Annotated in this window: 12 protein-coding genes and 1 pseudogene; 8 read left to right on the top strand and 5 right to left on the bottom strand. The window is 63.7% G+C overall.

Annotation, left to right across the window (positions count from 1 at the left end; genetic code table 11):
- Window positions 1–187: 187 nt before the first annotated feature.
- Together IF188_RS12620 and IF188_RS20180 are read right to left on the bottom strand one after the other, a co-directional pair.
- Window positions 188–727: pseudogene (locus IF188_RS12620) on the bottom strand (transposase); the annotation flags it as partial.
- 191 nt (window positions 728–918) lie between these two features.
- Complete coding sequence (locus tag IF188_RS20180; RefSeq protein ID WP_224751838.1) at window positions 919–4,449, bottom strand: polysaccharide pyruvyl transferase family protein; 3,531 nt, start codon at window positions 4,447–4,449, stop codon at window positions 919–921.
- 278 nt (window positions 4,450–4,727) lie between these two features.
- On the opposite strand from IF188_RS20180, the gene glf reads away from it, so the two are divergent.
- Both glf and IF188_RS12635 read left to right on the top strand, forming a co-directional pair.
- On the top strand, window positions 4,728–5,864 hold the full coding sequence (glf, locus tag IF188_RS12630; protein WP_191172171.1) for a UDP-galactopyranose mutase: 1,137 nt from the start codon (window positions 4,728–4,730) through the stop codon (window positions 5,862–5,864).
- Complete coding sequence (locus IF188_RS12635; protein WP_191172172.1) at window positions 5,861–6,928, top strand: polysaccharide pyruvyl transferase family protein; 1,068 nt, start codon at window positions 5,861–5,863, stop codon at window positions 6,926–6,928. The genes glf and IF188_RS12635 overlap by 4 nt, the downstream gene beginning before the upstream one ends.
- A 14-nt stretch (window positions 6,929–6,942) precedes the next feature.
- Here the strand turns inward: IF188_RS12635 and IF188_RS12640 are convergent, their stop codons facing one another.
- Entirely contained in the window at window positions 6,943–7,884 is a 942-nt protein-coding gene (locus IF188_RS12640; RefSeq protein ID WP_191172173.1) for a glycosyltransferase, read from the bottom strand.
- A 462-nt stretch (window positions 7,885–8,346) separates the two neighbouring features.
- Here IF188_RS12640 and IF188_RS12645 point away from each other — a divergent pair, with 462 nt between their 5' ends.
- The 4 genes from IF188_RS12645 (at window position 8,347) to IF188_RS12660 (ending at window position 16,974) form a co-directional block, all read left to right on the top strand.
- Window positions 8,347–9,126, top strand: coding sequence for a class I SAM-dependent methyltransferase (locus IF188_RS12645; RefSeq protein ID WP_191172174.1), 780 nt, complete (start codon window positions 8,347–8,349; stop codon window positions 9,124–9,126).
- Between the two features lie 56 nt (window positions 9,127–9,182).
- Entirely contained in the window at window positions 9,183–13,985 is a 4,803-nt protein-coding gene (locus IF188_RS12650) for a glycosyltransferase (RefSeq protein ID WP_191172175.1), read from the top strand.
- Window positions 13,986–14,600: 615 nt separating this feature from the next.
- Window positions 14,601–15,455, top strand: a complete 855-nt coding sequence (locus IF188_RS12655) for an ABC transporter permease (RefSeq protein ID WP_191172176.1) — start codon at window positions 14,601–14,603, stop codon at window positions 15,453–15,455.
- Between the two features lie 49 nt (window positions 15,456–15,504).
- On the top strand, window positions 15,505–16,974 hold the full coding sequence (locus IF188_RS12660; RefSeq protein ID WP_224751840.1) for an ABC transporter ATP-binding protein: 1,470 nt from the start codon (window positions 15,505–15,507) through the stop codon (window positions 16,972–16,974).
- Between the two features lie 31 nt (window positions 16,975–17,005).
- On the opposite strand, the gene IF188_RS12665 is transcribed toward IF188_RS12660, so the two are convergent.
- Window positions 17,006–18,748 carry an alginate lyase family protein gene (locus IF188_RS12665; RefSeq protein ID WP_191172178.1) on the bottom strand — a complete coding sequence of 581 codons (1,743 nt, stop codon included), beginning with the start codon at window positions 18,746–18,748 and terminating at the stop codon, window positions 17,006–17,008.
- 254 nt (window positions 18,749–19,002) lie between these two features.
- Between IF188_RS12665 and IF188_RS12670 the strand changes: the two genes are divergently transcribed.
- Window positions 19,003–21,846: a hypothetical protein gene (locus IF188_RS12670; protein ID WP_191172179.1), complete on the top strand. Its 2,844-nt coding sequence runs from the start codon at window positions 19,003–19,005 to the stop codon at window positions 21,844–21,846.
- Between the two features lie 6 nt (window positions 21,847–21,852).
- Here IF188_RS12670 and IF188_RS12675 read toward each other — a convergent pair whose 3' ends face one another.
- The gene (locus IF188_RS12675) at window positions 21,853–24,189 is read right to left on the bottom strand and encodes a glycosyltransferase (RefSeq protein ID WP_191172180.1); all 2,337 of its coding nucleotides are present in this window, start codon (window positions 24,187–24,189) and stop codon (window positions 21,853–21,855) included.
- A 47-nt stretch (window positions 24,190–24,236) separates the two neighbouring features.
- Here IF188_RS12675 and IF188_RS12680 point away from each other — a divergent pair, with 47 nt between their 5' ends.
- Window positions 24,237–25,403, top strand: coding sequence for a nucleotide sugar dehydrogenase (locus tag IF188_RS12680; RefSeq protein ID WP_191172181.1), 1,167 nt, complete (start codon window positions 24,237–24,239; stop codon window positions 25,401–25,403).
- Window positions 25,404–25,416: the final 13 nt, after the last annotated feature.

A 25,416-nucleotide genomic window follows, 5' to 3' on the forward strand; every position in this document is an offset into this window, starting at 1 on the left:
GGCAGAAGGAGCCTAGGAAGCTGGCGCCGAACCCGAATATCCGGTGGCGCTCAACCACGCGATCGCGTCGACGAGCAAGTGGCGCTCAACCGCAATACTCGTGGCGCTCAGAGACGCGAATATTCACTCGAGCCCGAGGTAGCGGCCCCTTCGACCCATTAGTCGGTCTGCTGGGCCAGGACCCGACCGCGTCGGGCAGGTTCGCGGCCATCGTTTCGGCCGGGCCTTGTTGGGCGTCGGTGATGACCAGGCGGAACCCGCTTAGGCCGCGGGCAACGAGGCCGGCGAAGAACGAGCTCCAGGCTGCTTCTGTCTCGGATGTCGCTACCCGCAGGCCGATGACTTCGCGGCGGCCGTCGGCGAACGCGCCGGTCGCGATCAGCACGACCGTGCTGATGACGCGGCCGCTTTCGCGAACCTACGGGGTCAGCGCGTCGGCGTTGACGAAGATGAACGGACCGGCGTCGTCGAGGGGGCGGGGCTGGTCGACGGGCTCGTCGAGCTCCGCCACCATCCTCGAGACCTCCGGCTTGGATAGCGAGTGCATCCCGAGGATCTTGTCCAGCTTGTCCATCCGCCGGGTCGAGAGACCGGCGAGGTAGCAGCCCGCGACGACGGTGATCATTGCGGTCTCAGCCGACTTGCGGCGATCCGGCAGCCACTCCAGGAAGTAGGTGCCATGCCGGAGCTTCGGGACCGCCATCGATCGCGTATTCACCGATACGTCGAACAAGGCGAATCAGAGTTCGACGCAGCGAGGCGGAGGCATCAAGTCGATGTCGCCCAGATGGTGAGTGAGGGACCAACTTCAACGCGCAACACCGCCGGGATCCTCACGACACCGTCAAGAGCGACGAGTCGGAAGAAGTATGAATCGGGCCCTCGAGACCCGCCGAAGGGGCCGATTCACCGCGGAAACTAGCGTACGGGAACTGTCCGCGGCAGCAACCTTTCGCGGGCTGGAGACTCGCTACGATAGTCATCCCAAATCTGCTGGCTTAGCGACCTCAGCTGATCGATTGCCGCAGCACGCAGTTCCTCGACGCGGTCCATCGGCACAGCGGGCACGCCGCGCTCGACGATCTCAATGAGGCGCCGGTCATCGGGCGCAAGCACTAGGTCCTCGCGACCGATCGACTGCATGAAGGAGCGAGCCTTCGCGACAGGATTCACGCACACAGTCGGAACACCGTACATGGTTGCCACCAGAGTTGTATGCAGCTTCATGCTGAGGACAAGCGAGCACTCACCGAGCGCACGAGTAATGTCGCCTAGGTCCTCGCTATGGAATGTTTCTTTCCCATCGACCTCAAGCAGGCGAGAGTTTTCTAGATCCTTCTGTCCGTGATTCCCGACGCCGCCTATGATGTGGCGAACTCTCCACCCCTGCGCCAGCAGCAGGCGGGACACCTCTGCCATCAGGGCGTATTCTTTCGGATGTTTGATGTGGCGTGTCACTAGCCCAAGAATTGGTGCGCCTTCGGGGCGCGTGACAGGCGGGAGCGGAAGAGCGCAAACGAGGTCAGGATGCGTCGAAACCAGTCGACGACCGCGAATATGCTTCTTGATCCATTCCGCTGAGCGATCGTCCCGTGCCGACACCGAACGGATACTGCGATGACGGAGGAACTCTCGCCAGCGCCGTACCACACGCGGGTCGATGTCTGATCGATTGAGTTCCACTCCGATCCCCGCAACATGGACGGGGCGACGAAGATACATTGGGTTAATGAAGTCGGGATTGATTCGCGGACGGTAAGGGCAGATGAGGTCTCCCCCGCCAATGACCACCGCGTCCATCACATCGACTTGCTTTTGGCGGATATCGCCGAAATAGCGCGGCCTGTTGAGCCCCGTTAGGAGGGTAAGGTCTGACCATTGCCCTAGCCAATGCTCGTAGACGCGTACGTACAGCTCGTCTCCATAATTACCGTGCGTAAACGACCCAGCCAGGCCGATCCTCGGTCGCAGTAGGCGCTTCAGCTCGGCGTCACTTTCGGCAATTGACTCTGGGGCGGGTGCGAATGGTGCTTTCTTGCGTTTCGTGAAAAAGGCACCTCGTCTTGCTCGGGCCGGCTGAGCTTCAGCCTCTCTGGTGTGATGCTCGACTCGCTCCGCGCCTACTGGATGGCTGGCCAGGAGCGCCCCACCGTCGTCGTATCCGCTAGTTTGCCCGGCCATCGACCACATTGCGTGGAGATGCAGCACCTTGTTCACAAACGTTTTGGCGTAAGAATGATGAAGGGCATACGTTGAACCGAGGTGGTCCCGAGCAAAACGGTACGCCGGAAGCATGAGATCGTTTAGGCGCGGATCCTTCGCAAGCTCGCGCAGCGCTTGTACCGCGAGATCGATAAGCGAGACGGTATCCGTCGCAGCGCCACCGGTCTGGTCGCCACACTCGGGGCACGCCACCCATCGGTGTTCCCTGCGGCGTTGATCGCGGGCCCGCCGGAGTTGGTCATTATCGGGTACGAGATCGGTTCGCGCCCGACCGTAGACCGCCGAGTAGGCATCGTTGTACGCGGAGCTTCCATACGGGACTGCCGCGAGTTGCGGGTTCAGTCGATGTATTAGTTCGAGCTGAACTCGTGCGCCGGAGAGGACCTTGCCCGACATGAGGCGCAACCGGTGCAGTGATCTCGTGGGACCGGGTCCCACTCGTGCCGAGCCAAGGGCGGCTGGCATCGCGCCGCCGCCATGGAACCGTGCCCGATAGAAGTTGAAGAGTTGGGACCCCTTCTCCGTAATATCGCCGGGCAGCTCGCCCCATATGCGAGCGATATCCGTGACGCCAGATAGGGGCGCCGCCTTCAGGCTTGCCCGCCCTCGCCACTTGAACATCTGCTGGGCGAGTTCGACGCTCACTTCGTCGGGGTTGGGCACAGCCGGGGCAGCTAGTTGCCAACTCGACGTAGTGTAGTCCCGCGCAATGTTGTCCAACCCGGCACCGCCGGCGTAAACGATGTCGTCCGACCACTCGTGCGCATGACCGTGGCTCCGATGCCAGTATGTACCGAAAGTAGCTTCAATCTGTCGGCGCGCAATATGGCGCACCGTGCACGGGCCGATGGATGTTTCGGCATGTTGGCTGAACGGTATACCAGTTGCCGCGGCAATGAGAGTGGCGATCTCTTCATCCTCGGCCGAGGGTGCCTGATCGGGGGCTTCGGTGTACAAGGATAGTTTTGCCACTGCTGTGGGCGGCCCTGCAAGGAACCCCGCCAGAATCAGTCTTGAGTCCAGGCCACCGGAAATGTCGCACCGGACTTGAGTGATGGTTGGGTCGTTCGCGATCGCCTGGCAGTTAGCGACTAGTTCTACGGCTGCAGCGTCCAGCAACTCGTTATATCGAGAAACCGTGAATCGTGCGGGATTGGCGATATCAGCGCCGAGCTGGCTCGTCTCGCGACGGCTCACACCATCCGGCGTTACTACGAGCACTGTGTCAGGCCGCAGGCTGGAGAAGCCGTTCAATTCGAGATCGTCCAACAAGGGTTGCTGGAACGGTTGCGTCAAGGATGTGAAGTCCGCGTCGATCGTTTTCAGGTTTAGTGACAGATGCTCGCCGCAAGCTCGTGCGATCCAGGTCGCCAGGAGGAAGCTCGAAGCTACAACGTGGAGGTTCTCGCTCACGTACTCGAACCATGAGGAAGTTCCTACGTAATCGCTGTGGAACTCAATTGTTCCATCGTCGGCAATGACGGCGGCGAGAAAGTCGCCGCACTGAAGGGAAGTGAACCGTGAGTGATTCCCATCTCCCGGGCTCGAAGCCGACGACATTGGCTTCGCCGACAACGCGCGGGCCACCTCGCTGGAGCGCCGCAGCGTACCTTCATCGAACGCAATTCCCGAACCGATTGCCCACCCCCCGGTGTCCGGAAGATGCAGCGGCTTGGCACTCGTGAACGCATACATTCCGGACTGGGCAATGGTGTGCGGGTCGACTGCGGTTCCTTCTCCGCTTGCGTTACCGCGGCCGTCCGAGAGCCTGAACACCGAGGCGCCCGCAGATCTTGCGAGTCCAGCCAGCGAGACGGGAGAGGTGAGTTCCCGGTCGTTGCTCCCGGTGAACCGAATGATAGCGATCGACTCGTAAGGACGATTCGCGGGATAGATCAGCGGCGTACCGATTGCGACCTCAACGTCGTGATCGTCTTCGACCCACGCTGCGAAATCTTCTCGATCCGCGGCGCTAGGAACGTACTGCCACTCGGTTCTTGCAGCGGCCTTACTGCCCTCCACATCGATGACAACGTGAAAGTCGCCACCGCCCTCCTGCAGGATCGCCACGTCCCACTGGTATGAGGTCTCTTCCGTGGTCGGCGACTCATCCACCAAGGTGGTGTGACGCATGAGCCGGTATCGCAGCTTGGCAGCGGTAGGAACGTCGACGCATCGACAAGTGAGCGTCTCGTCGGCGGGATCGAAGACCAGCGTCGCGTACATCTTCGGGTTCTCATCACTTCTCAATGGGCCCAGGTCTCGCCTAGACGATTCGGCATTGCGATCCGGACGATTCTAGCCAACCTGCCGCGGATGTCTGGCCATGACCAATTCTGCCCCCGCGTATGTCGTCGACGACGCGATCCGTGGGGGCGTCTCCGGAGCCACGAGGCGTTACGCGAACTGCGGCCGTTAGGATCGAGCGGTCGCGACTGCATCGGGTTCGCGGGCGCGTCGGCGGCTACGCCAGCGCTACGACTTGTCACAAGAGGGCTTGCATCATGGATCTTCTCATCGTCGGTTCGGGGTTCTTCGGCCTCACCATCGCGGAGCGGGCAGCGGCATCCGGTCGCAAGGTCACCGTGATCGATCGCCGGTCTCACATCGGTGGGAACGCGTTCAGTGCGGCGGAGCCGGAGACGGGGATCGAGGTGCATCAGTATGGTGCGCATCTGTTCCACACGTCGAACCCGGGCGTGTGGGAGTACGTGAACCGGTTCACGTCGTTCACGGATTATGTGCACCGGGTGTACACGAACCACAAGGGCGTGGTGTACCCGCTGCCGATCAACCTCGGCACGATCAACCAGTTCTTCCAGGCGGCGTACACGCCCGATCAGGCCCGCGCGCTGGTGCATGAGCTGGCGGGGGAGTACGACGCGAAGGATGCCGCGAACCTGGAGGAGAAGGGCATCTCGCTGATCGGGCGGCCGCTGTACGAGGCGTTCATCCGCGACTACACCGGCAAGCAGTGGCAGACCGATCCGAAGGAGCTGCCCGCGGAGGTCATCAGCCGGCTTCCTGTCCGCTACAACTACGACAACCGGTACTTCAACGACACGTGGGAGGGTCTGCCCACGGACGGGTACACGGCGTGGCTGGAGCGGATGGCCGACCACCCGAACATCGAGGTGAAGCTGGACACCGACTTCTTCGATGTGTCGCAGCCGCTGCACAAGCAGGCGGTGGTGGGGCAGGTGCCGGTGGTGTACACCGGGCCGGTGGACCGGTACTTCGACTACGCGGAGGGGGCGTTGTCGTGGCGGACGCTGGACTTCGAGCAGGAGGTGGTGCCGGTGGGTGATTTCCAGGGCACCCCGGTGATGAACTATGCCGACGCGGACGTGCCGTACACCCGCATCCACGAGTTCAAGCATTTCCACCCGGAGCGTGCGGACCGGTACCCGACGGACAAGACCGTGATCATGCGGGAGTACTCGCGGTTCGCGGAGCGGGAGGACGAGCCGTACTACCCGGTGAACACGCCGGAGGACCGTGCCGGGCTGCTCGCGTACCGGGAGCTCGCGAAGGGTGAGAAGGACGTGCTGTTCGGTGGCCGGCTGGGCACGTACCAGTACCTCGACATGCACATGGCCATCGGCTCCGCCCTGTCCATGTGGAACAACCAGCTCGCATGAGCCCGACCTGGTTCCGACGCTCGAAGAGGCAGGCGACGAGCGAGAAACAGGCGGTCATCGTCGGGCCCTACCGAGTACACAACTTCGGCGACGACCTGATCGGTGCGATCATCGCGAAACATCTGCAGGGGCGTGGCTACGACGTGACGGTGCCTCGGCTCGGTGCCGAGAACGCGGAATGGCTCGGAACGAGATACGCCGCTGACTACGACGGCATCCTCGAGCGGTCCGAGCTGATTGTGGTCGGCGGTGGCGGCATCATGTCCGATACCGCAGGAGCGAAGCCAGGAGCGTCCTATCTCGAGATCGTCTCCCGAGCAGTCGCTGATGGCCGGATCACGGGAAAGCCGGTCGTCGTGACAGGGGTTGGAGCCGGTCCATGGGTCCGTGACAAGTCGAGGAAGCTCGCATTGGAAGTGTCGGACGTCGCGGAGAAGATCGGGGTCCGTGACGAGGAGTCGCGTTCACACCTCGCATCGCTCGGTGTCGACACCGACAAGATCGTCGTGGGCGCGGATATCGCTCTTCTGACCTCGGACTTCCTCCAATTCCGCCCGCGCCGGGTGCGCCGGATCGGCCTGCAGTTCGACATCGCGAACTTCAAAGATGTATATGAGAACCCCGAGATCACGGAAGTGGCCGACGCTGTCGTGCGCTACGCGAACGCAAACGCCCGCCACGTCACGCTCGTGTCCAACGGACGCCATCGCTCGCAACTGGCGGACGGCGCTCCATCCTGTGACCTGATGCGGTACGTGACCTTGAAAGAGTTCCTTCCGCAGCTCGCCGGCGTTCGGGCCATGTTCACGTCGCACCTCCACCTGGCGATCACCGCGTACTCGCAGAGGATCCCGTCGTTCTCGCTCTACGTTCGGGAGAAGACAAAGCGCTTCTACGATCAGATCGGTCACCCGGAGCGCGCTCTAGATCTCCGTACCGCGACGGTGGCCGACTTCGACCGACTGATCGCTCAAGCCGAGACCGTGACCTGGACAGGCGAGGATGAACAGAGACTGGTCCGATTGAAGTCGCAATCTCGAGACCTTCTCGACTTCGTGGGGTAGGGACAGTCTTACTATCAGCGGCGCGATCGGCCACGCACCGACATCATCGCTCGGAGGGCGATCTGTGCATCAATGCCGCTGTCGAGGGCCTTCAGAGAGGCGATCGCATCGTCCGGAAGCACCGTGATCCGCTTCTGGGCGCCGTCGAACACCCCGTAGACCACTTCGCTGAGCATGTCGGTCACCTGCGGCGAGAATGTACGCCCGTCGACTTCGCGGGCCATCGCGACGTAGCTCAAGAAATAGCCTTTGGCGGACTTCTCGTCGTCGAGCGTCGTAATTGTGGAGCCGGGCCGGATACGGCGAGCATATACGTCTGACTTAATGTGAGCGGTGCGATCCGCGTCGAGTAGCAGCCTGAATGTGTACGGGTTGTCCTGGTGCACGATACCAGGGATAAACCGTGCACCGATCCGCCGCACGTAATCCGTCCGGGCGATATACATCCCCACATGAGGTCGATAGTCGCGGTGCCGTCTCATGTCGGCGATCATGTCGGCACCCGGTCGAGTCTCGCGGTATTCCCGTGTGCGCTGGTAGTAGGTGGAGTAGCGAGTCCAGGTCGCACTCGACACGTCCCCGTCCCGGAACGCGAAGCAGTCGAACAGCAACACGTCGAGCCGCTTCTCGTCGGCCTCGCGGACCAGGGCCGCAAGCGTGTCGCCTGGCCAGAAGTCATCGCTGTCGAGATACACGAGATAGCGCCCTGTTGCCGCGTCGAGCCCAGCATTGCGACCCACGGATTGGCCCGAGTTCGGCTGGTCGATGATCGTCAGGCGTGGATCCTGGTCCGCGTATCGCTGGAGTACGCGTCCTGATCCATCTGTTGAACCGTCATTAACGCAGATCACCTCGAGGGTTATCGCAGTCTGGGCCAGCACGCTCGACAAACAGTCGTCCAGCCAAGGCTCCGAGTTATATATAGGCACGACAACCGTGACATCCGGCGTCGTCACGCGATCCGGTCCTGGTCGTGGGCCCGTTGAGCCGAAGTGCTGCGGGACTCTCAGAGCCGATGCGTCCGGAATCGGGGCTCTCGTCGACCGGGAGCGTCGCTCCGCCTTGAAGCGCGTCAGCGCGCGCCGTGCGTTCGTGAGCCTGCGCGGCAGCCAAGTGATCACTTGGCCTACGCGGTACGACACTGACCCCCGTATTTGTCGCAGCTGTCGTTGAGCAATGTCCCGCTCGGCTCGCAAGATGCGGAGCTCGTTATCGTGACCGTCCGGTACCTCGGCGGCGGCGGCGTTCGGGGTTCCGGATTCGTTGCTGGACGTCGGTTCGGGACTGCTGGTCACTTTTACTCTTTTCGCCGGAACGGGCGTGCTGATCGATGCTATCGGGGCCATGAGTCCAACACAGGATCACCGATCCTGTGAGGGCGGTCGCGCTCGGCGGCGTGCTTCTGTAGCGTGAACACGATGACCGAAGCCAGCGAGTCAGCGCGAATCGAGCCGAGACCGGCTGACAAAGACGACATCCGTGCGCTCAGCGCGCGACTTGACGAGGCTACCCAGCAACTGACCCGAATCGGCGAGATGCTCCGCATCATCGATCGACGCACACTCGATATGCCCCGTGGACTGCTCACGGATATTCAAGCGCTTCAACAGCTGCTTCGGCGTTATGAGCCCGAGGCGACTTTGCCTCAGGTCTCAGGATGGGCTCTGAGCCCCCGCGGACTACTTACCATGGTCGATCTCATTGAATCCGCGGAAGCGCAACTCGTCGTGGAGTGCGGAAGCGGGACGTCGACTCTCTGGATCGCATATGCGCTTCGGGAACTCGGTCACGGCAAGGTCGTCGCCCTCGAGCACCTGCCAGAGTACGCGATGCGCACCCAGGCTGTAATCGATGACCATGGCCTTGGCTGGTTTGCTGACGTGCGTCTCGCACCGCTCAGAAAACGATCGACCGATCGAGGCGACTATCTCTGGTACGACTTCGAGCCGCGTTCTCTCCATGCGGCCATCGACGTGCTGCTCGTTGACGGCCCGCCACAAGATACAGGGCGGCATGCCCGCTACCCGGCGCTCCCGCTGTTGCGTGACCGACTCGCCCCCGGAGCGAGGATTCTCTGCGACGACACGAACCGGCGTGATGAGAAGGAGATGATCGATTACTGGCTCGAGGACGAGCCTCGCCTGGCTCGGCAGTCGTCACCGGCGCCGGACCTTGAAGTGCTAATGCTTCGCGCCTGACGCTGGGGCGCGGGTTCCGTCAAGTGGCGAGTTGAGCATCAAGTAGGCTCTACGCTGTGATTCTCCCCGTCGATAACTTGCCCGGTCAGGCATGGCATTCCAACGATCTCCTGATCCGGATCGCTCAGGGCGAGCAGGTCGGGGGAGAGGAGGGTCGGCACCGAGGAGCGCGACCTAATCCTCCCCTTGCCACTGCCGATCTGAAGTTCGGGGTCGCTTCGCTCGAACTGGTCGCGGGAGACCCGGACGTCCACGAAGCCCTTTCAACCGTCCGTTCGACGGCGTTCACAGACCGTGACCTCACAGCGTACGGGGTGCGGGTTGAGTCGATGTGGGTGCTCGACGTGCTCGTCGGGCGGCACACCGGTTACGCGTATGACTGGTCGTCCTTCCGTGCTGAGGTGCTCGAAAGCACATGTCCTCGCCCGGAACCATCGGCTCCAGTCGACGGCATTCCTCTGAACACGCTGCTCGCGATCCTTGAGATTGTCCATACGCACGGCTTTGACGAACCGATTGAGCACGCCCTGTTGACGCTGGTCTTTGACCGCGTGGTGTCGGGTGCTGCACTGCCGCAGGAATCCCGTGAACGCTTCCTTGGATGGCTAGTCCAGGCCGGCATGAGCACACAGGCACGAGAAGTGCTCCGCCGGTCGAAGGACTCGACATGGGCGAGCCTCGCCTTCGCAGCCGAACTCGAGCATCCGCGGTTCGGCGGAACGTTTGCGGCGATGCTGCGACGACTCAACGAGCCCTATCGACGGTTCGGGCTCGAGGAGATCTCGCTCGAGGGCGAGGGCGAGACACCTTCCGCCCGGTTGTCGGCGCGCCCTCGCTCTCGCGCTGGGGCCGGCCCGCTGGTGACCGTGATCATGACATGTTCGGATCCCGGTGCGGTGTTGCTCACATCGGTCTCGTCCCTCATCTCTCAGACCTACCAGGACTGGGAGCTCATTCTGATGGATGACGGGTCCCAGGTCGACTCACGGCCGCTACTCGAGCGGGTTGCGATGCTAGATCCGCGGATCCGCATCGTTCGCAACGAAACATCGGCGGGCTCATTCGTCCGTACTAACGAAGCCCTCAATCTGGCTCGCGGTGTATTCGTCGCTATGCAAGGGGTGTCCGAGTGGTCGCACCCGCATCGTCTTGAGATTCAGGTCCGTGATCTACAAGCCAACCCGATGCGACTTGCGAACACCATCTTCGAGGCGCACATTACCGAGAACTTTGACCTGCTCGATGATCAAGGAGCGCGGCTGATCGCTTCCGAGCGGGCGCTCATGTTTCGACGCGAGCCAGTGCTCGCCGCAATCGGTTACTACGATTCGGTGCGATTCGGCGCTGATGTCGAATTCCGAGACCGTATTGAGTCTGTTACGCGACGGCCGGTACCGGGCTTGCTTCCTGGGGCACCGCTCCAGTTCGCGCTGTGTGAGACAGCGGATTCGCGAGACAGGTCGCGCGCAGGGACAGCTGACGCGGCAGAGAGCGTAATCTATGCAAGCGCAACACGGTGGTTCCTCGAACGGGTCAAAGCGGGCGCGCAGGACCCGTACCTCGCCTTCCCCTTGTCAAGTCGACCGTTCCACGCGCCGAGTCGATGGCGTTCGATCGACGCCAGGTCGTCAGAGTACGACCTGATCGTTGTGTTGGACGGACGAGAGTCCAGCATTCGAGAAGACTTTCACGCGATTGTCGTCGATGAACTTCGCACTGCAGCCGCTGCTGGATTGCGCGCCGCTATCCTGCAGTCGGACTCTCCCATCGGGCCCCAAGAAACGACGCACTTTCCTGCTGAACTGCAGGCGCTGATCGATGCTGACGTGATCACGCGAATCAGTGCGGCTGAGGCCGCTCGCGCCAGTACGGTCGTAGTGCGACACGCTGCAGCCGCTCAAGGACACCCCGAACGACGATTGCTCATCGAAACTGAGCGGGTGGTGATCGTCGAAGATCCCACCGCGGGCGATATCCGAGGTCGGACGATTGCACGTCCCGATGTCGTTCGGACGGTCAAGGCATGGTTTGATGTCGCACCGACGTGGGAGCGTGCACTTCCGAGCTTGCCTTTTCCAGCCTTGACTTCGGTGGTGTTGCGGGATGGGCGAGTGCGACTGACCTTCGCGACAGGTGTGCCGACTATGGTCACTGCCGTTCGTCTGACGAACGAGTCTGCGACCCTGGAACTGGTGCCGGAGGTGAAGGGGAACGAATCTGTCACCTGCAGCGCCGATGGCGACGTCGTGTCGGGGGAAGACTGGGCAGTCGAAGTGGATTACAGCGCGGGCGGGGGCCGCATGGTCACCCGGCGCTGCCCTGCCACGTCCCAGACGGTGATTTGGAATAGCACGGATCTGCTCGCAGTCAGGACTGAGCAAGGCTCGCTGAGGTTCTTGGCGGCAACGTCGGCGGCAGGCGTGCTGACCAGTCGCGAGTTTATCGCGGAATACACCACTGCGGCGGTTTCTGCGGCGCGTATCGTGGGCTCTCGGATCGAGATCGAAGCATCAGGCGGCAGCGCATCGGCCATCGTAGGGCTCTACGCGCTGCGCGAAGTCGATGGCGCGGTGATCCGTCGCAGAGACTTCACCCGTGCGACGTCACCGACCGGTCAGACGACGTGGACGCGGCCGCTTGCGAAGTTCGCTGAGGCGAAATGGGAGATCTTCGGAAGCTTCCGCACGCCGCTGGGGTTCGCGGAGTTTCCCTTGACGCTCGATAGTTCTATGAAGATGGAGTCATCGGACACCTGGCAGCCACAGGTTCTCGTGCGCAATAGGTTGATTATTGATTCACCTCAAGCAAGCAGATTCCGACGCGCCGTGAGCCGAGTTACGCGTTCGGCGGATTCGGTCGTCGGCGCGCGTGCTCGGCATCTGATGCGATTGAGCGATGGTGAGAACCGGGCGCGTTCTCACAGCGCTACGGCGGGGGACTACCATTTTGATGCTTCGCACTCCGTGGCACGGGTAGAGGGCGTTCCTGCTCTCACCGTCGTTATGCCTGTTTACAATGTTGAGCCGTACTTGGACGTTGCAATCTCGTCCGTTCTGCAGCAGGATTTCGCGGATCTGGAACTGATCATCGTCGACGACGCGTCGACCGACGGTGGGCGCCGCATAATCAACAAGCATTGGCAGAGGGACCCCCGCGTACGAGTGTTCGGCCTTGACCACAACACCCTGGGCGGCGCAGGCGTACCGAGCAATATCGGAATCCGGGCGGCCCGCGGGACATACGTTGCATTTGCTGATAGCGACGATCATGTCACGAAAACCGGTTTGGCGAGCCTCGTGCAAACTGCCGAACTTCACGCTGCGGAGATTGTAATAGGAGACTTCCGCACGTTCTCTGACAAACAGAAAGAGGGGATTGACTCCTACGATCGAGCCGTCTGGAGTGAATTCCCGGTAAATCGTCCGATTTCCGCGTTTAGCCACCCCGCACTGTTCCGTCTGTCGCCGGTGCCGTGGCGAAAGCTATATCGTCGCGATTTCCTCGAAGAGCATGGGATCCTGTATCCCGAAGGGGATTACTTCTACGAGGACAATCCTCTGCATTGGTTTGTTCTCTCTCGCGCGCATCGAGTTGTAGCCTCCGACGAAGTAGTTTCGTACCATCGGATGGAACGTGAGGGTCAGACAATGAGTGCCCAATCGTACAAGCTGGGTTCGTTTGTGAATCACATGAATACGATTCTCAATTTCCTCGCGACGAGTACCGATGAACATCGCGACGTGCTGTTTGAAGCATTCTTTGGATTCCTTGATAGAAGTCACTGGGTTGTGCGGAATCAGTCCCAAGCCTCGGCGGCGGCACTGATCCGTCGGGGACTTGGCGATGTCTACGAACGTGCGGTGGCAGCGGCACCCACAGCACCGATCCCGCCGCTCATCCGCTCGCGCCTCGCCACGTATCGGTCGGCCTATCCAGACGTGGATCTCACCGTCGTGGTCCCCGTCTTCAACAGCGCCGACCTGTTGACGCAGACGTTGGATTCTGTCCTTGAGATGTCCGGGGTCAAGTTCAACGTTCTGGTTGTGGACGACGGGTCGACGGATGCATCGGCTGAGATCATGCGATCGTACGAGGACCGCTACTCGAACGTCCATGTCTTCTCTCAAGGAAACCGCGGTGCGGGCCGGGCGCGAAACTCCGTGATCCCGCTTTGCACAGGGCGCTATACATATTTCCTAGACGCGGACGACCTTGTCGATGCTGACTCGCTGGTCGCAGCGGTGGCCCAGGCCGATCTTGTATCCGCAGACCTGTTGTTCACCCAGTATCGGATTGAATACACTGACGAAGCGCGCTCGCGCGGAATGTTCAACGCCGACAGCGAGATCTGGGCAATGTTGCCCCTAGCTGTGGGGAACGAGGATCGGCAACGACTGCTGGCGGGGCTGATCAATTACCCGTGGAACCGAATCATCCGAACCACCTTGTTGCACGACGCGAATATCTTCTTCGGACCGACAGTCGTCCACAACGATGTTCTGTTCCATTGGCACACCATCGTGAGCGCTCAGCGGATCGATTACCTGGACGTCGAGGTCTGTGTCCACCGTAAGTTCGCGACGCGCGACCAGGTGACCAACATCAGCGACGCACGCCGAATGGCCGTGTTGGAGGCACTCCGAGGTACCTACGAGCGGATTTCGCCCCTCGAGTCCTATCCGGCAGTGCAGGCAGTATGGGAGCAGTTCGCAGCGAACCTCCTTGAGTGGGCCAAGAGTCGCGTGCCGGATGCGTTGCAGTCTGCATATACAGAGCGAAGTGACGAACTCATGCGGTCGTTCAGTGCTGACAATGTCACGCCGGCATCGCCAGTTGTTGCCCGCTCTCACGATCGCTGAACTGTGACTGACCACGAACGAGTCGAATCAACATGGTTGGACGCTGACGACGGCGGACTTACGCGGCCATCGCACGGGCGCGGAGAGGTCGGGCTACTGGCGAACTGAGATTCGCGGATGGCCTGATGGGGCCGACGAATGAATGGGTCGCCGTTACGAGCTGGAAGTGGCGAACGCCTGAATACACAAGCAGTGTCGAACGGCGGAAGGACCGTTTGACGTGGTCGGCGCGCAGAACTCAGGGATTGCGTCAGCGAGTCCCTTCCCTGATCGTAATGATCGGCCTGATCCCGCTGCGCGGGACCTCGGCGTGCGCGGTGCGCGTGATGGAATGGGTCAGCGCGAGGTACCTGCCGAGCCGTTGCCACGTACTCTTCGTCATCGAACAAGGGCATTGCGGACACATGGAGACACAGTCATAAGAAGCCCCTCGACGTCGGTGTGCGATGTTCGCAGGGTGAACGACCATGCGCATGGGGCGCACGCATTCACCGATCCGACCCGGGACTCGCCGTCGACTCAGGTTCACTCAAGGCGCGACGGTAGTATCTGAGGGATGTGCGCGCGGGGGACGGTCCCACGAACAACGTGGCGGACAGAGAGGTAAGCGAGTACGTGGTGGATTCACCCCTTCGCGCCCCGGCTCCGGGCCTTTTCGAGGTAGGACGCCGCCCGCCATTCGGTCCGTACCTGGTCGAGGCCTGGCGTCGTCGGAGCTTCGCGTTCACGCTGGCCGGCTACAAGCTTGTTGGGGGCCTGCTGCAGAACCGGCTCGGCGTCCTCTGGATCGTGCTCAAGCCGCTGTTTACCGCCGTCATCTACGGCACAATCTTCGGCGCCGTGCTTTCGAGTGAAGCTCGTCCCAACGACTGGGTGCCCTACCTAATCACGGGCGTATTCACCTTCGAATACTTCACCGGCTGCTTCGGTGGCGGGTCGAGAGCAATCACGGGTAACGCCAAGCTCGTCCAAAGTCTGGGCTTCCCGCGCATCCTGCTACCAGTTTCGGTCGTCGTTGAACAGACAATGCGCGTCGTGCCGATCTTCCTGTTGCTAGGAATCCTGCTGCTCGTCTTTGGCGTTCCGCTGAGTTGGTCGTGGCTCCTGGTGATCCCCATCCTCGCGATGATGGCTGTGTTCAACCTCGGCGTGGCACTCATCGTCGGCCGCATGTCGGTCTGGGTACGCGACGTGCAGCAGTTCATCCCGACGATCAACCGGATCCTGTTCTACGCCAGCTCCATCTTCTTTCAGGTGGACATCGTATTTGCCGACAACCCGGTCATTCTGACGATCGCCCATCTGGTCCCCACTTACGACTTCATCGCACTCGTTCGAGGGGTGATGCTTGTTGCACACCCCGCCCCGTTGCTCGCTCTCATCGCGGCGCCCATCTGGACGGTACTCGCGATCGGCATCGGTGTCGTGTACTTCTGGCGAGCGGAGGCGAGGTATGGCCTCGGTGAGTGATCTGGAACGTCCCGGGACCGTGGGGTCGACGGCGAACCTCCGCCGCCCGATGATTGTCGTCGATGACGCGCACGTCACCTATCGTGTGTACGCGTCGGGCAAGCGAATGAGCGCGCGCGACAGCATCTTCAGCGTGAACGCGCTGCGAGGTGGGCGTGGGCTCAAGTCGGTTCACGCGCTACGCGGTGTCAGCTTCACCGCTTCCGAGGGCGAGACGATCGGCGTCATCGGCCACAACGGCTCTGGAAAGTCCACGCTGTTCAAGGCGATGAGCGGGCTCATCCCGCCGTCAGAGGGCAACATCTGGGCCGCGGACCGTCCGGTCCTACTGGGCGTGAACGCGGCGCTCGTGCCAGAACTCTCGGGCGAGAACAACATCAAGCTGGGGCTCCTGGCCATGGGCTTCACGCCTGAGGAAGCCGCCGCGCACATCGACGAGATCGCTGAATTCGCGGAACTGAACGAATTCATCCACCACCCAATGCGCACCTACTCGTCGGGTATGGGGGCGCGACTGCGCTTCGCCATCGCCTCGGCGAAGGCGCACTCGATTCTTCTCGTGGATGAAGCGCTCGCAGTCGGCGACCGTCGATTCAAGCTGAAGAGCGAACAGCGCATCCGCGAACTGCGGGACAGCGCCGGTCTGGTGATGATCGTGAGCCACTCGGTGAGCTCCCTTCGCGACACTTGCGAACGCGTGTTGTGGATCCACAAGGGTGAGCTCCGCGCGGATGGCGATGCCAAGAGCGTGATTGGCGAGTACGCGAAGTGGGTCAAGCAGCCTGGGCTTGGTGCGGTCGGCGCAGCCTCCGTCGTAAAGGGCAGGCGCCCCGCCCCATCCATCGCACAGCCCAAGGCACCAGCCACCACATCGGCGGCTCCTACCGACACGCTCACGGCATCGGCATCGGCATCGGCATCGGCACCGGCATCGGCATCGGCGCCGTCACCGATCCACACGGCGCCAGCCGTACCTCCTGCTCCGGCGCCGCAGGTTGTCCCCTCGCCCGTGCTCGAGCCGGCAGCCGTCGAGACGTCCCCGGCTCCAGTTCCTCCGGCGTTCGCAGCCGTCGAACCACCCACTTTCGATCAGCTGCTGTCAGGCGAAGCGATGCAGGAACCCGCGCAGAGCAAGCCGGCGCGTCCCGCCCGCACGAAGTCGCGACAGACTCGCGAGCAGCCCGTTGCCACGCGGCCCATCACTCTGCCTCGTGAGAGCCCGCGCGACGCGGCACGTCGCGAGCGCTACCAACGTGCGGCGCGCGATCGCAACCGACGCAGGATCATCGCGTTGGCCATCACTGGCGTGGCGATCCTGATCGCGGTAGGCGCCGGCGCGGCGATTGCGCTTGTCGGTGTGCTGACGCACAGCGCGTCATTGCCCGCTCCGGGTGATTCGTGGTCGACGGCGTCACCGGCGGCGATTGTTCGATCGATCGACCAGTTGCCGCTTTCGGACGAACCCAGTCGGTCAGTTGACGAGATCCGTGGAGACGTCTCGCCCGCATCCCCGCTCTGAAAGCGGGTCTGTTCGTCCGGAGCCTCGCGGCCTACGGTCGTCTACGAACGCGGCGGATGACCAGGAAGCTGGCCGCCGACGCCATTGCGATGACGAGGACAGCCACGACTATGGGCACCGCAACGCTCAGCGTGGCTCCTGTGGGCGCGGATGCCTCCGCCGTCGGGGAGGTCGACCGCGTGGGGGTGGGCGTCGGAGTGGGTGTCGGCGCCTGCTCGGTGAACTTGACGGCTGGAACTGGCTTGTCCGCGAGGCGATGCGTAAGACCTTCCCAAGCGCTGACATCGCCCACGGGGTTACTGTCAACGCGGCGATCGGCGATGAACGCGGCCAACGGATCGTTCTTGGGGTATTTCGCGCCATATCCTCGGATCTTGATCGCGGAGAAGGGGACGCCCTTACGAACCACGTACGCGTTGTAAACGACCTCGGCCGGGAGATTCGCTAGCAGGAGGTTCGTGGTGAGGTCGGTCGCTCCATCGCAGAACCCGCGGGGCCAGCCTTCCGTCTTGTAGGTCAGTGCGACCTGCGCTGCGTACAGCACGCCGGACATGATCCGCTCCTGCTGTTCGGCGTAGAGATCGTCGCCCTGGATGGATGCGGTCTCGGCGGCGTTGATCATGGCGCCGAGCCCGAGTGCGGTATGGCCGAAGTCTCGGCACGACTCTTGAGACTGCCCATTCTGAAACCCGAAGTGCGGGTCCGTCTTCGGGTCGGTCTGGCACGGGGCAACCTTGTTAGCGAGCCAGAAGCAACTGAGATCGGTTCGACTCTGGTACTGCCCGGTGCCAGTGACCGGCGAGGCGGGCACGCGTCCATCCTCGGACAGATATACGTATGCCGGTACCGCCTCGCGCCACATCGCGAGTGCACGGTTGTAGAGGTCACGGTCGTCCAAGAAGACCGCGATGTTCATAAGGCTGTCGGTGGCGGAGAGCTTCCAGTTGCCGTTGTAGGGGCCGTAGTCGAACGTCGACAGCATCGGCACGGCAGTCGTGCGCAGCATCGCGCTGAATCCCTCGACGTCAAAGGCTTCGTCACCCTTCTGGGGCGTGTAGGTGTAGCGCAGGATCTCGGCGCCGCGCAGCATGGTCTCACCTATCCATGCGGTCATAAGCGGGCCGTTCGAACCGGTGTTGCCTCTGAAGTGCTGGGCATACGCGTTCAGGATCGCGATCGCACGCTGGGCGTAGCCCGCGTTGCCGGTGTACCAGAACATCAGCGCCTGTGCGTAGACCGCGCGGGCGTCCATGCGTGCGTCGGTGCAGCCGACGTCGGGGACGTTGAACGACCCACAGTAGGTGACGCAGCCTGCACCGTCCTTCAGGCTGCACCGGGACGACAATGGGTCGACAGCGCCAGCCGACGCGAAATCTGAGAAGTCTGGGGCGTCACGTGCAACGTACGGCGACGACACGAGCTGTTGGAAGATCGTCGTCCACGGCTTGTCGCCCGCGAACAGGTGTTTGCGCGATGTCTCGAGCGAATCGAGGCTGTCGAACACGCCGGGGTGCGTGAAGCCCGCTGACGACACGACCGGCTTCACGGCGTCCGGGCTCGGCTCGGTATCGGGCTCAGGCTCGGCGGTCGGAGTGGGCGTGGGTGACGCCTTCGACGTCGCCTTGGGCTTCGCGGTCGGTGTCGGGGTGGCCTTCGCCTTCGACGTCGCCGTCGGGCTCGGCGAGGGCTTGGGAGTCGACGCGGCCTCAGCCACGACACCGTTCACCGGGAAGACGACGATCACGACGAGGAGGACGGTCAGGAGGGCCGTCAAGGGTCGCCTGCGAGCTCGGGGCACGCGTCGGGATGATCGGGTCTTCATGCTCTCGGGGGAGTGGCCGTGCGATGGTCGGTCCCGCGTTCGCGGGATGGCCATCCCGACCCTACCGGCGTCCGGCTGTGAGCCAGGTCACAAGGCGTGGCGATGGGATTGAATCCATGTCGTAGCCTGCGACTATTGTCGATCTCGGTTCGCCTGGGGGCGCACCCTCTGATGCGGAGACCGCATCTTCATCTCTGGGGAGACGCTTGTCTACAACACCTCGGGCGCGCTCTGGCGCGCTCATTTCCACTGCGGCTCTGGCCGGGCTGCTCGCGTCGATGGTCGTCGCGACGCCGGCCCTCGCTGAGGAGCCCACGCTGCCGACGGGAAGCATCACCGGCAGTGTCCACGATGTCGTCGAAGCAGCCGTCGACGCCGCCCACGTCGAGCTCTTCGCGCTCGTCGATGGCGCGTGGATGCCTGAGCCCACGGCCGAGACCACCACCGATGTCAATGGCGACTACGCCTTCGATGCGGTCGCGGAGGGCACCTACGCCGTCCGCGCGGCGGAAGCCGTGGAACCCTCCGACTTCCTGCCGACCTGGTACCCGTCGACCGAGACGATGCCCGCGGTGGACGCCACCGACGGACTCGTCATCGTCGAGGCGACGCCGGTGGACGACATCGACATCGTCCTCGTCGCGAGCTCGATCGAAGCCACGGTGCTGCCGCAGATCAGCGGCACAGCGCAGGTCGGTGCGACACTCACCGCCACCGACGGTGAGTGGAACGTGAGCGGACTCAGCCTCAGTCGGCAGTGGTTCCGCGGCACGACTGCCGTTGCGGGTGCAACGGGGACGACGTACGCACTCGGCGCGGCCGACCTCGGTCAGATCATCTCGGTCACCGTGTCTGTCGCCCGCGACGGCTTCGGCTCGGCAGCAGTCTCCTCGGCGCCCACGGCAGCCGTCGCTGCCGGCACGATCTCCGGCGCGACGCCGACTGTCAGCGGCACGCCGACGGTCGGCACGACACTGACGGCGCGCCCGGGCACGTGGACTTCCGGCACGACCATCGCGTACCAGTGGCTGCGGAACGGCGTTGCCATCAGCGGTGCCATCAACAGCACCTACAAGCTCACGGCGACCGATGCGACCACCGCGATCGCGGTTCGCGTGACCGGAACGAAGTCCGGCTACACCACGGTGACGAAGACGTCGGCGGCGACCCTGAAGGTCGCCACTGTCGGAACGCCGAAGGTGACGGGCACTTACACAGTCGGCGAGACGCTGACAGCGACCGCCGGCACGTGGACGAGCAGCACGTCGTTCGCGTTCCAGTGGCTGCGCGACGGCAACCCGATCTCGGGCGCCACCGCGAGCAGCTACAAGCTGACGTCGTCCGACAACGCCAAGGTCGTCACGGTTCAGGTCACGGGCACGAAAGCGGGCTACCCGACGGTCGTGCGAACCTCTGCGACATCGGTGAAGACGGTCACGGCCGCAACACCGAAGGTCTCCGGAACGCTCGCCGTCGGCCAGAAGCTGACGGCGACCACAGGCACGTGGACGTCGGGGACGACGCTCGCCTACCAGTGGCTGCGCAACGGGAAGGCGATCACGGGCGCCACGAAGAGCACCTACTCGCTGACCTCGACGGACGTCGGCACCGCGATCAGTGTCAAGGTCACCGGCACCCAGCCGGGCTTCGCGACGATCAGCAAGACCTCCAGCGCGACGCTGAAGGTGCAGACCGCGCCGCGACCGACCGTCTCGGGCTCGATGGTCGTCGGCACGACGCTCACCGCAAAGCCGGGCACGTGGACGACCGGAGCGACGCTGTCGTACCGCTGGCTGCGTGACGGCACGGCGATCACCGGCGCGACGAAGAGCACGTACACGCTGACATCCGGCGACTCCGGCAGGCTCATCACGGTGCGGGTGACCGGCACGAAGTCGGGCTACGCGACGATCGCGCAGATCTCGGCGAACACCACGAGGACGATGCTGGCTGCCACGCCGACCATCACCGGCATCACGAAAGTGGGCTCGACCCTGACAGCGAAGCCCGGCACGTGGACGAGCGGGACGACGTTCACCTACGTCTGGCTGCGCGACGGAGCCTCGATCTCGGGTGCGACCAGCAGCACGTACAAGCTCACCGCGAGCGATCGCGACAAGCACATCAGCGTCAAGGTCACCGGCCGGCAGTCGGGGGTCACCACGGCGACCCGCACCTCGTCGAAGACCGCCGCCATCGCGGCCGGCACGCTGACCACCTCGACCCCGACGATCTCGGGCACCCGGCGTGTGGCCTACACCCTCACGGCGAAGGCCGGCACCTGGGGGCCGGGGACGGTCTCGCTGAAGTACCAGTGGTACCGCAGCGGCACCGCGATCACCAATGCCACGAAGTCGACCTACAAGCTCGGCAGCGGCGACATCGGACGGACCATCACCGTGAAGGTGACCGGCTCGAAGTCGGGCTACACAACCGCGAGCAAGACGAGCGCACCGACCGGGACGATCGCGAAGGCGACGTGGTACGGCCAGGAGTTTGGCGTGTTCACTACGAGGACGATCTCAGGCTATGGAAACGACATCGTCTCGGTGCCGGCAGGTGTGAGGACGGGAGTCATCACGGCCGACTTCGACGGGGGAGGAAACTTCATCGTCGTCTCGCTCGACAGCTCCTACGAGTACCAGGACTTGCTCTTCAACGAGATCGCCTACTCGGCGGGGTTCACGGGCGCGACGGTCTACGGAGACGTCGACAAGTATTTCGATGAGCCGACTTCGTACTTCGAGATCGAAGCCGACGGAGCGTGGACGATCAAACTGTCGGCCATCGATACGGCCAAGAGTCTGCCGGGATCGGCGTACGGGCCTGGCGTCTACAAGTACGACGGTGGGACGCGCACCGTGGGGCTCAGCTACTACGGCGAGGGCAACTTCATCGTGGAGCAGTACTACAAAGATTCGTACTATGGCACCGATTGGGATCTCATCGTGAACGAGATCGGGGCGACAAGCGGGAACTATGCACTGCACGGCGGCCCCTCGATCATCGTGATCACGGCCGACGAGGGCGCCTGGCAGACCTTCCGCTAGCCCCTCTCAGCGCCCGAGCAGCCGCGTCTTCACCTTGTGAGCCAGCGGGCGCAGACCCGGGAAGCGCTGCAGCGTCGCTCGACCGAGCGGCGCTGCAGCCTCCCAGAGCCGGGCGCTGCGCGCAGACCCACCACGACCACCCGAACGAGGGCCACCTCGCCCGCGCTCGGCGAAGAACACCAGCAGCCGCAGCAGTTCCGAGGCGTCTTCGAGCGTCGGCTCGGGCGAGAACTCCGCCGGCAGATCGCCGGTGACCACACCTCGGTACAGTGCACCGAAGTCGTACGAGAGCGCTCGGCGTGCGGCATCCACTGACGAATGAGAAAGCCGCTCGAAGCGCGCCGGATCGTCCGCGAGGTGCGCGATCTCGCTTGCGAGCGACGCGGCGTCGCCCTGTGGCACCGCGACGATGCCCTCGTTGCCCTGCACGAGGGTGAGCCAGGGCAGCTCGTACATGAACACCGGCAGGCCGCGCGCCTGCGCCTCGGCGATCGTGAGCTGATAGCCCTCGATGATGCTCGTCGTCACGAACGCGTCGGCGGCGTCGATCGCCGTCACGAGGTCGCGTCCGTGCCGCGGGCCGACCGCGATCACGCGCTCGCCGACGCCGCGCCGGCGGGACTCGGCGTTGAACTTCTTCGCGGTCAGGTCGTCCCAGTCGGGCCCGATCACGGTGAGCCGGAAGTCGACCTCGAGCTGCTGCAGCTGGACGCCGACCTCGATCAGCTCAAGAACCTGTTTGGTGTGCTGCTCGAGTCGGCCCCACCACACCAGCTCCAGACGTCCCGTCGGCGGCCGCTTGGTCACCGTCGACGCTGCGGACTCGATCAGCAGCGGCGATGGCGGATTCGGCAGGTACGACGTGTGATTCACGCCGCGCAGCTTGAAGTGCGCGACGTCGAGCGGCGAGAGCACCACGAGGCGCGCGAGCGTGTTGCTGCACTGTTCGATGAGAGACAGCCGGTCGTCGCCGTCGTACACCGGCCGGGCGACGAAGTTGTGCACCCAACCGATCGTCGCCGCGCCCTCGGCGCGTGCCGCCAAGGCGAACTCGGGCCAGAAGCGGGTATAGAGCACCTGGTGGTCGATGACGAGGTCCACCTCGTGCGCACGGCAGATCTCGGCCCACTCCTCGAGCCGGGCCACGATGCCGCGGCCCGTCATCTCGACGAACGCGGCGCCCTCGGGAACCGCGCCGGGGTCGTTGCCGCCGTTGCGCGCCACCACGGTGACGCGGTAGCCCGCCTGCTGCAGGTAATGCGCCTGCGATGCGATGACCGCCGAGACACCCCCGGTGCGCACAGTCGAGGTGGCGAGAAGGATGCTGCGCACGGGCCGATCGCCGAGGCCCTGCCAGGCGGTGTGGAATCGGAGTGTCGTGAGCGCCGCGGGGTAGAAGCGGGCGGCCGCGTGGATGATGTCCTGCCCGGACGCGACCGTGTGCAGATGCGCCAGTGCCGCGTCGAGCACGGCGCTGTCGCTGCGCGTGATGAGCTGTGAGCACACGTACCCGACGATCGACAGGCGCGCCGACTCGTACGACTCGCGCAGCAGCGCCGGGTCCGCGTGCGTGGTCGCGAGTTCTTCGACGGCGGGACGGATGCTGTCGATCGAGCCGATCGCCGAGGCGTAGAACTCTGCGCGCTCGACGCTGTCGACATCGTGGCCGCTGCCGCCGCGGCCGAAGTGATAGATGTACAGGCGGTCGGGGATCGACACGTAGCGACCGGCGAGCGCGGCCGCGAGGAACATCAGCGGCAGATCATTGACGCGAGCGAGCGTCAGATCCTCGGGGAGCAGGGCATATGCGTCACGGAGCATGGAGGTGCGGAAGAGGTAGCGCCACAGCTGGCCCTGCGCCGGCTTGCCGACCGGGAACAGACCCGCCAGCACGTCCGTGCCCTCGAGCGCTTGGTGGAGCGGCTGCAGCCGGCCCTCATAGGATCCGCCGGTCTTGCCGTGCCGGTCGACGACCGTGACGCCGAAGCCGACGAGATCGGCCCTCGCGGCTGTGGCCGTCTCGAGTGCGCGGCGTGCAGCATCCGCCGCCAATTCGTCGTCGCCGTCGAGGAACAGCACATACTCGGCAGACGCGGCCAGGATGCCGACTCGTCGCGACTGGAACGCCGTCAGATTGCGGTCTTGGCGCACCAGACGCACGCGCGAGTCGCGCGCGGCGAACGACTCGATCACGGCCGCGGTGCCGTCGGTGGAGGCGTCGTCGACGCAGATGACCTCGATCTCGGAGAGCGTCTGCGCGAGCGCGCTCTCGATCGCCGCCGACACCGTCGATTCGTCGTTGAAGACCGGCAGGACGATCGATACCAGGGGAGCGGGCGACATGGGCCTCGATTCTATTCGGAACCCCTGGCCCGGTTAGTCTTCTCGGCATGAAGATCGCCATCGTCGGCACGGGCTACGTGGGCTTGTCGAACGCCGTCGTCCTTGCTCAGCACCATGAGGTCGTCGCCGTCGACGTCGACCCGCACAAGGTCGACCTGCTGAGCCGGCGAGTGTCGCCCATCGTCGACGTCGAGCTCGAGGACTACCTCGCCACGCGCGAGCTGAACCTCACCGCCACCCTCGACGCCGAGGCGGCGTACCGCGGTGCGGACTTCGTCGTCGTCGCGACCCCGACCAACTACGACGAAGAGACGAACTTCTTCGACACCTCGTCGGTGGAGTCGGTCATCGATGGGGTGCTGGCCGTCAACGGCGGCGCCACGATCGTGATCAAGTCGACCGTGCCGGTCGGCTTCACGGAGCGCGTGCGGTCGGAGCACCCGGGCGCGACGATCGTCTTCTCGCCGGAGTTCCTGCGCGAGGGGCGGGCCCTCTACGACAACCTGCACCCGTCGCGGATCGTCGTCGGCGACCGCGGACCGGCGGGGCGGCGCTTCGCGGACCTGCTGCTCGAAGGCGCGATCGACACCGACGTGCCGGTTCTGCTCACGGACTCGACCGAGGCCGAGGCCATCAAGCTCTTCGCCAACACGTACCTGGCGCTGCGGGTCGCCTACTTCAACGAGCTCGACACCTACGCGGCCGTCCACGGACTCGACGCGCGCCAGATCATCGAGGGCGTCGGGCTGGACCCCCGCATCGGCTCGCACTACAACAACCCGTCGTTCGGCTACGGCGGCTACTGCCTTCCGAAAGACACGAAGCAGCTGCTGGCGAACTACTCCGAGGTGCCGCAGAACCTCATCGCGGCCATCGTCGACGCCAACCGCACCCGCAAGGACTTCGTGGCCGCCGACATCATCGCGCGCGAGCCCAAGACGGTCGGCGTCTACCGCCTCGTGATGAAGTCGGGGTCCGACAACTTCCGCGCGTCGTCGATCCAGGGGATCATGAAGCGCATCAAGGCCAAGGGTATCGAGGTCGTGGTCTACGAGCCGTCGCTCGAAGAGGAGGACTTCTTCCACTCCGAGGTGGTCCGCGACCTCGACGAGTTCAAGACGCGCGCCGACGTGATCATCGCGAACCGGTCGACCGACGTGCTCGACGATGTCGCGCACAAGGTCTACACGCGCGACATCTACGGTCGCGACTGACCCGCAAGCCGGC

This window comes from Microbacterium helvum, from assembly GCF_014779795.1.
Classification (GTDB): Bacteria; Actinomycetota; Actinomycetes; order Actinomycetales; family Microbacteriaceae; genus Microbacterium; species Microbacterium helvum.

Bases quoted from the DNA above. Each gene is read 5' to 3' on its own strand.
- IF188_RS12645 (WP_191172174.1), top strand. From the start codon at position 8,347: ATGACCGAAGCCAGCGAGTCAGCGCGAATCGAGCCGAGACCGGCTGAC.
- glf (WP_191172171.1), top strand. From the start codon at position 4,728: ATGGATCTTCTCATCGTCGGTTCGGGGTTCTTCGGCCTCACCATCGCG.
- IF188_RS12660 (WP_224751840.1), top strand. From the start codon at position 15,505: ATGATTGTCGTCGATGACGCGCACGTCACCTATCGTGTGTACGCGTCG.
- IF188_RS20180 (WP_224751838.1), bottom strand. From the start codon at position 4,449: ATGTACGCGACGCTGGTCTTCGATCCCGCCGACGAGACGCTCACTTGT.
- IF188_RS12680 (WP_191172181.1), top strand. From the start codon at position 24,237: ATGAAGATCGCCATCGTCGGCACGGGCTACGTGGGCTTGTCGAACGCC.
- IF188_RS12635 (WP_191172172.1), top strand. From the start codon at position 5,861: ATGAGCCCGACCTGGTTCCGACGCTCGAAGAGGCAGGCGACGAGCGAG.
- IF188_RS12675 (WP_191172180.1), bottom strand. From the start codon at position 24,189: ATGTCGCCCGCTCCCCTGGTATCGATCGTCCTGCCGGTCTTCAACGAC.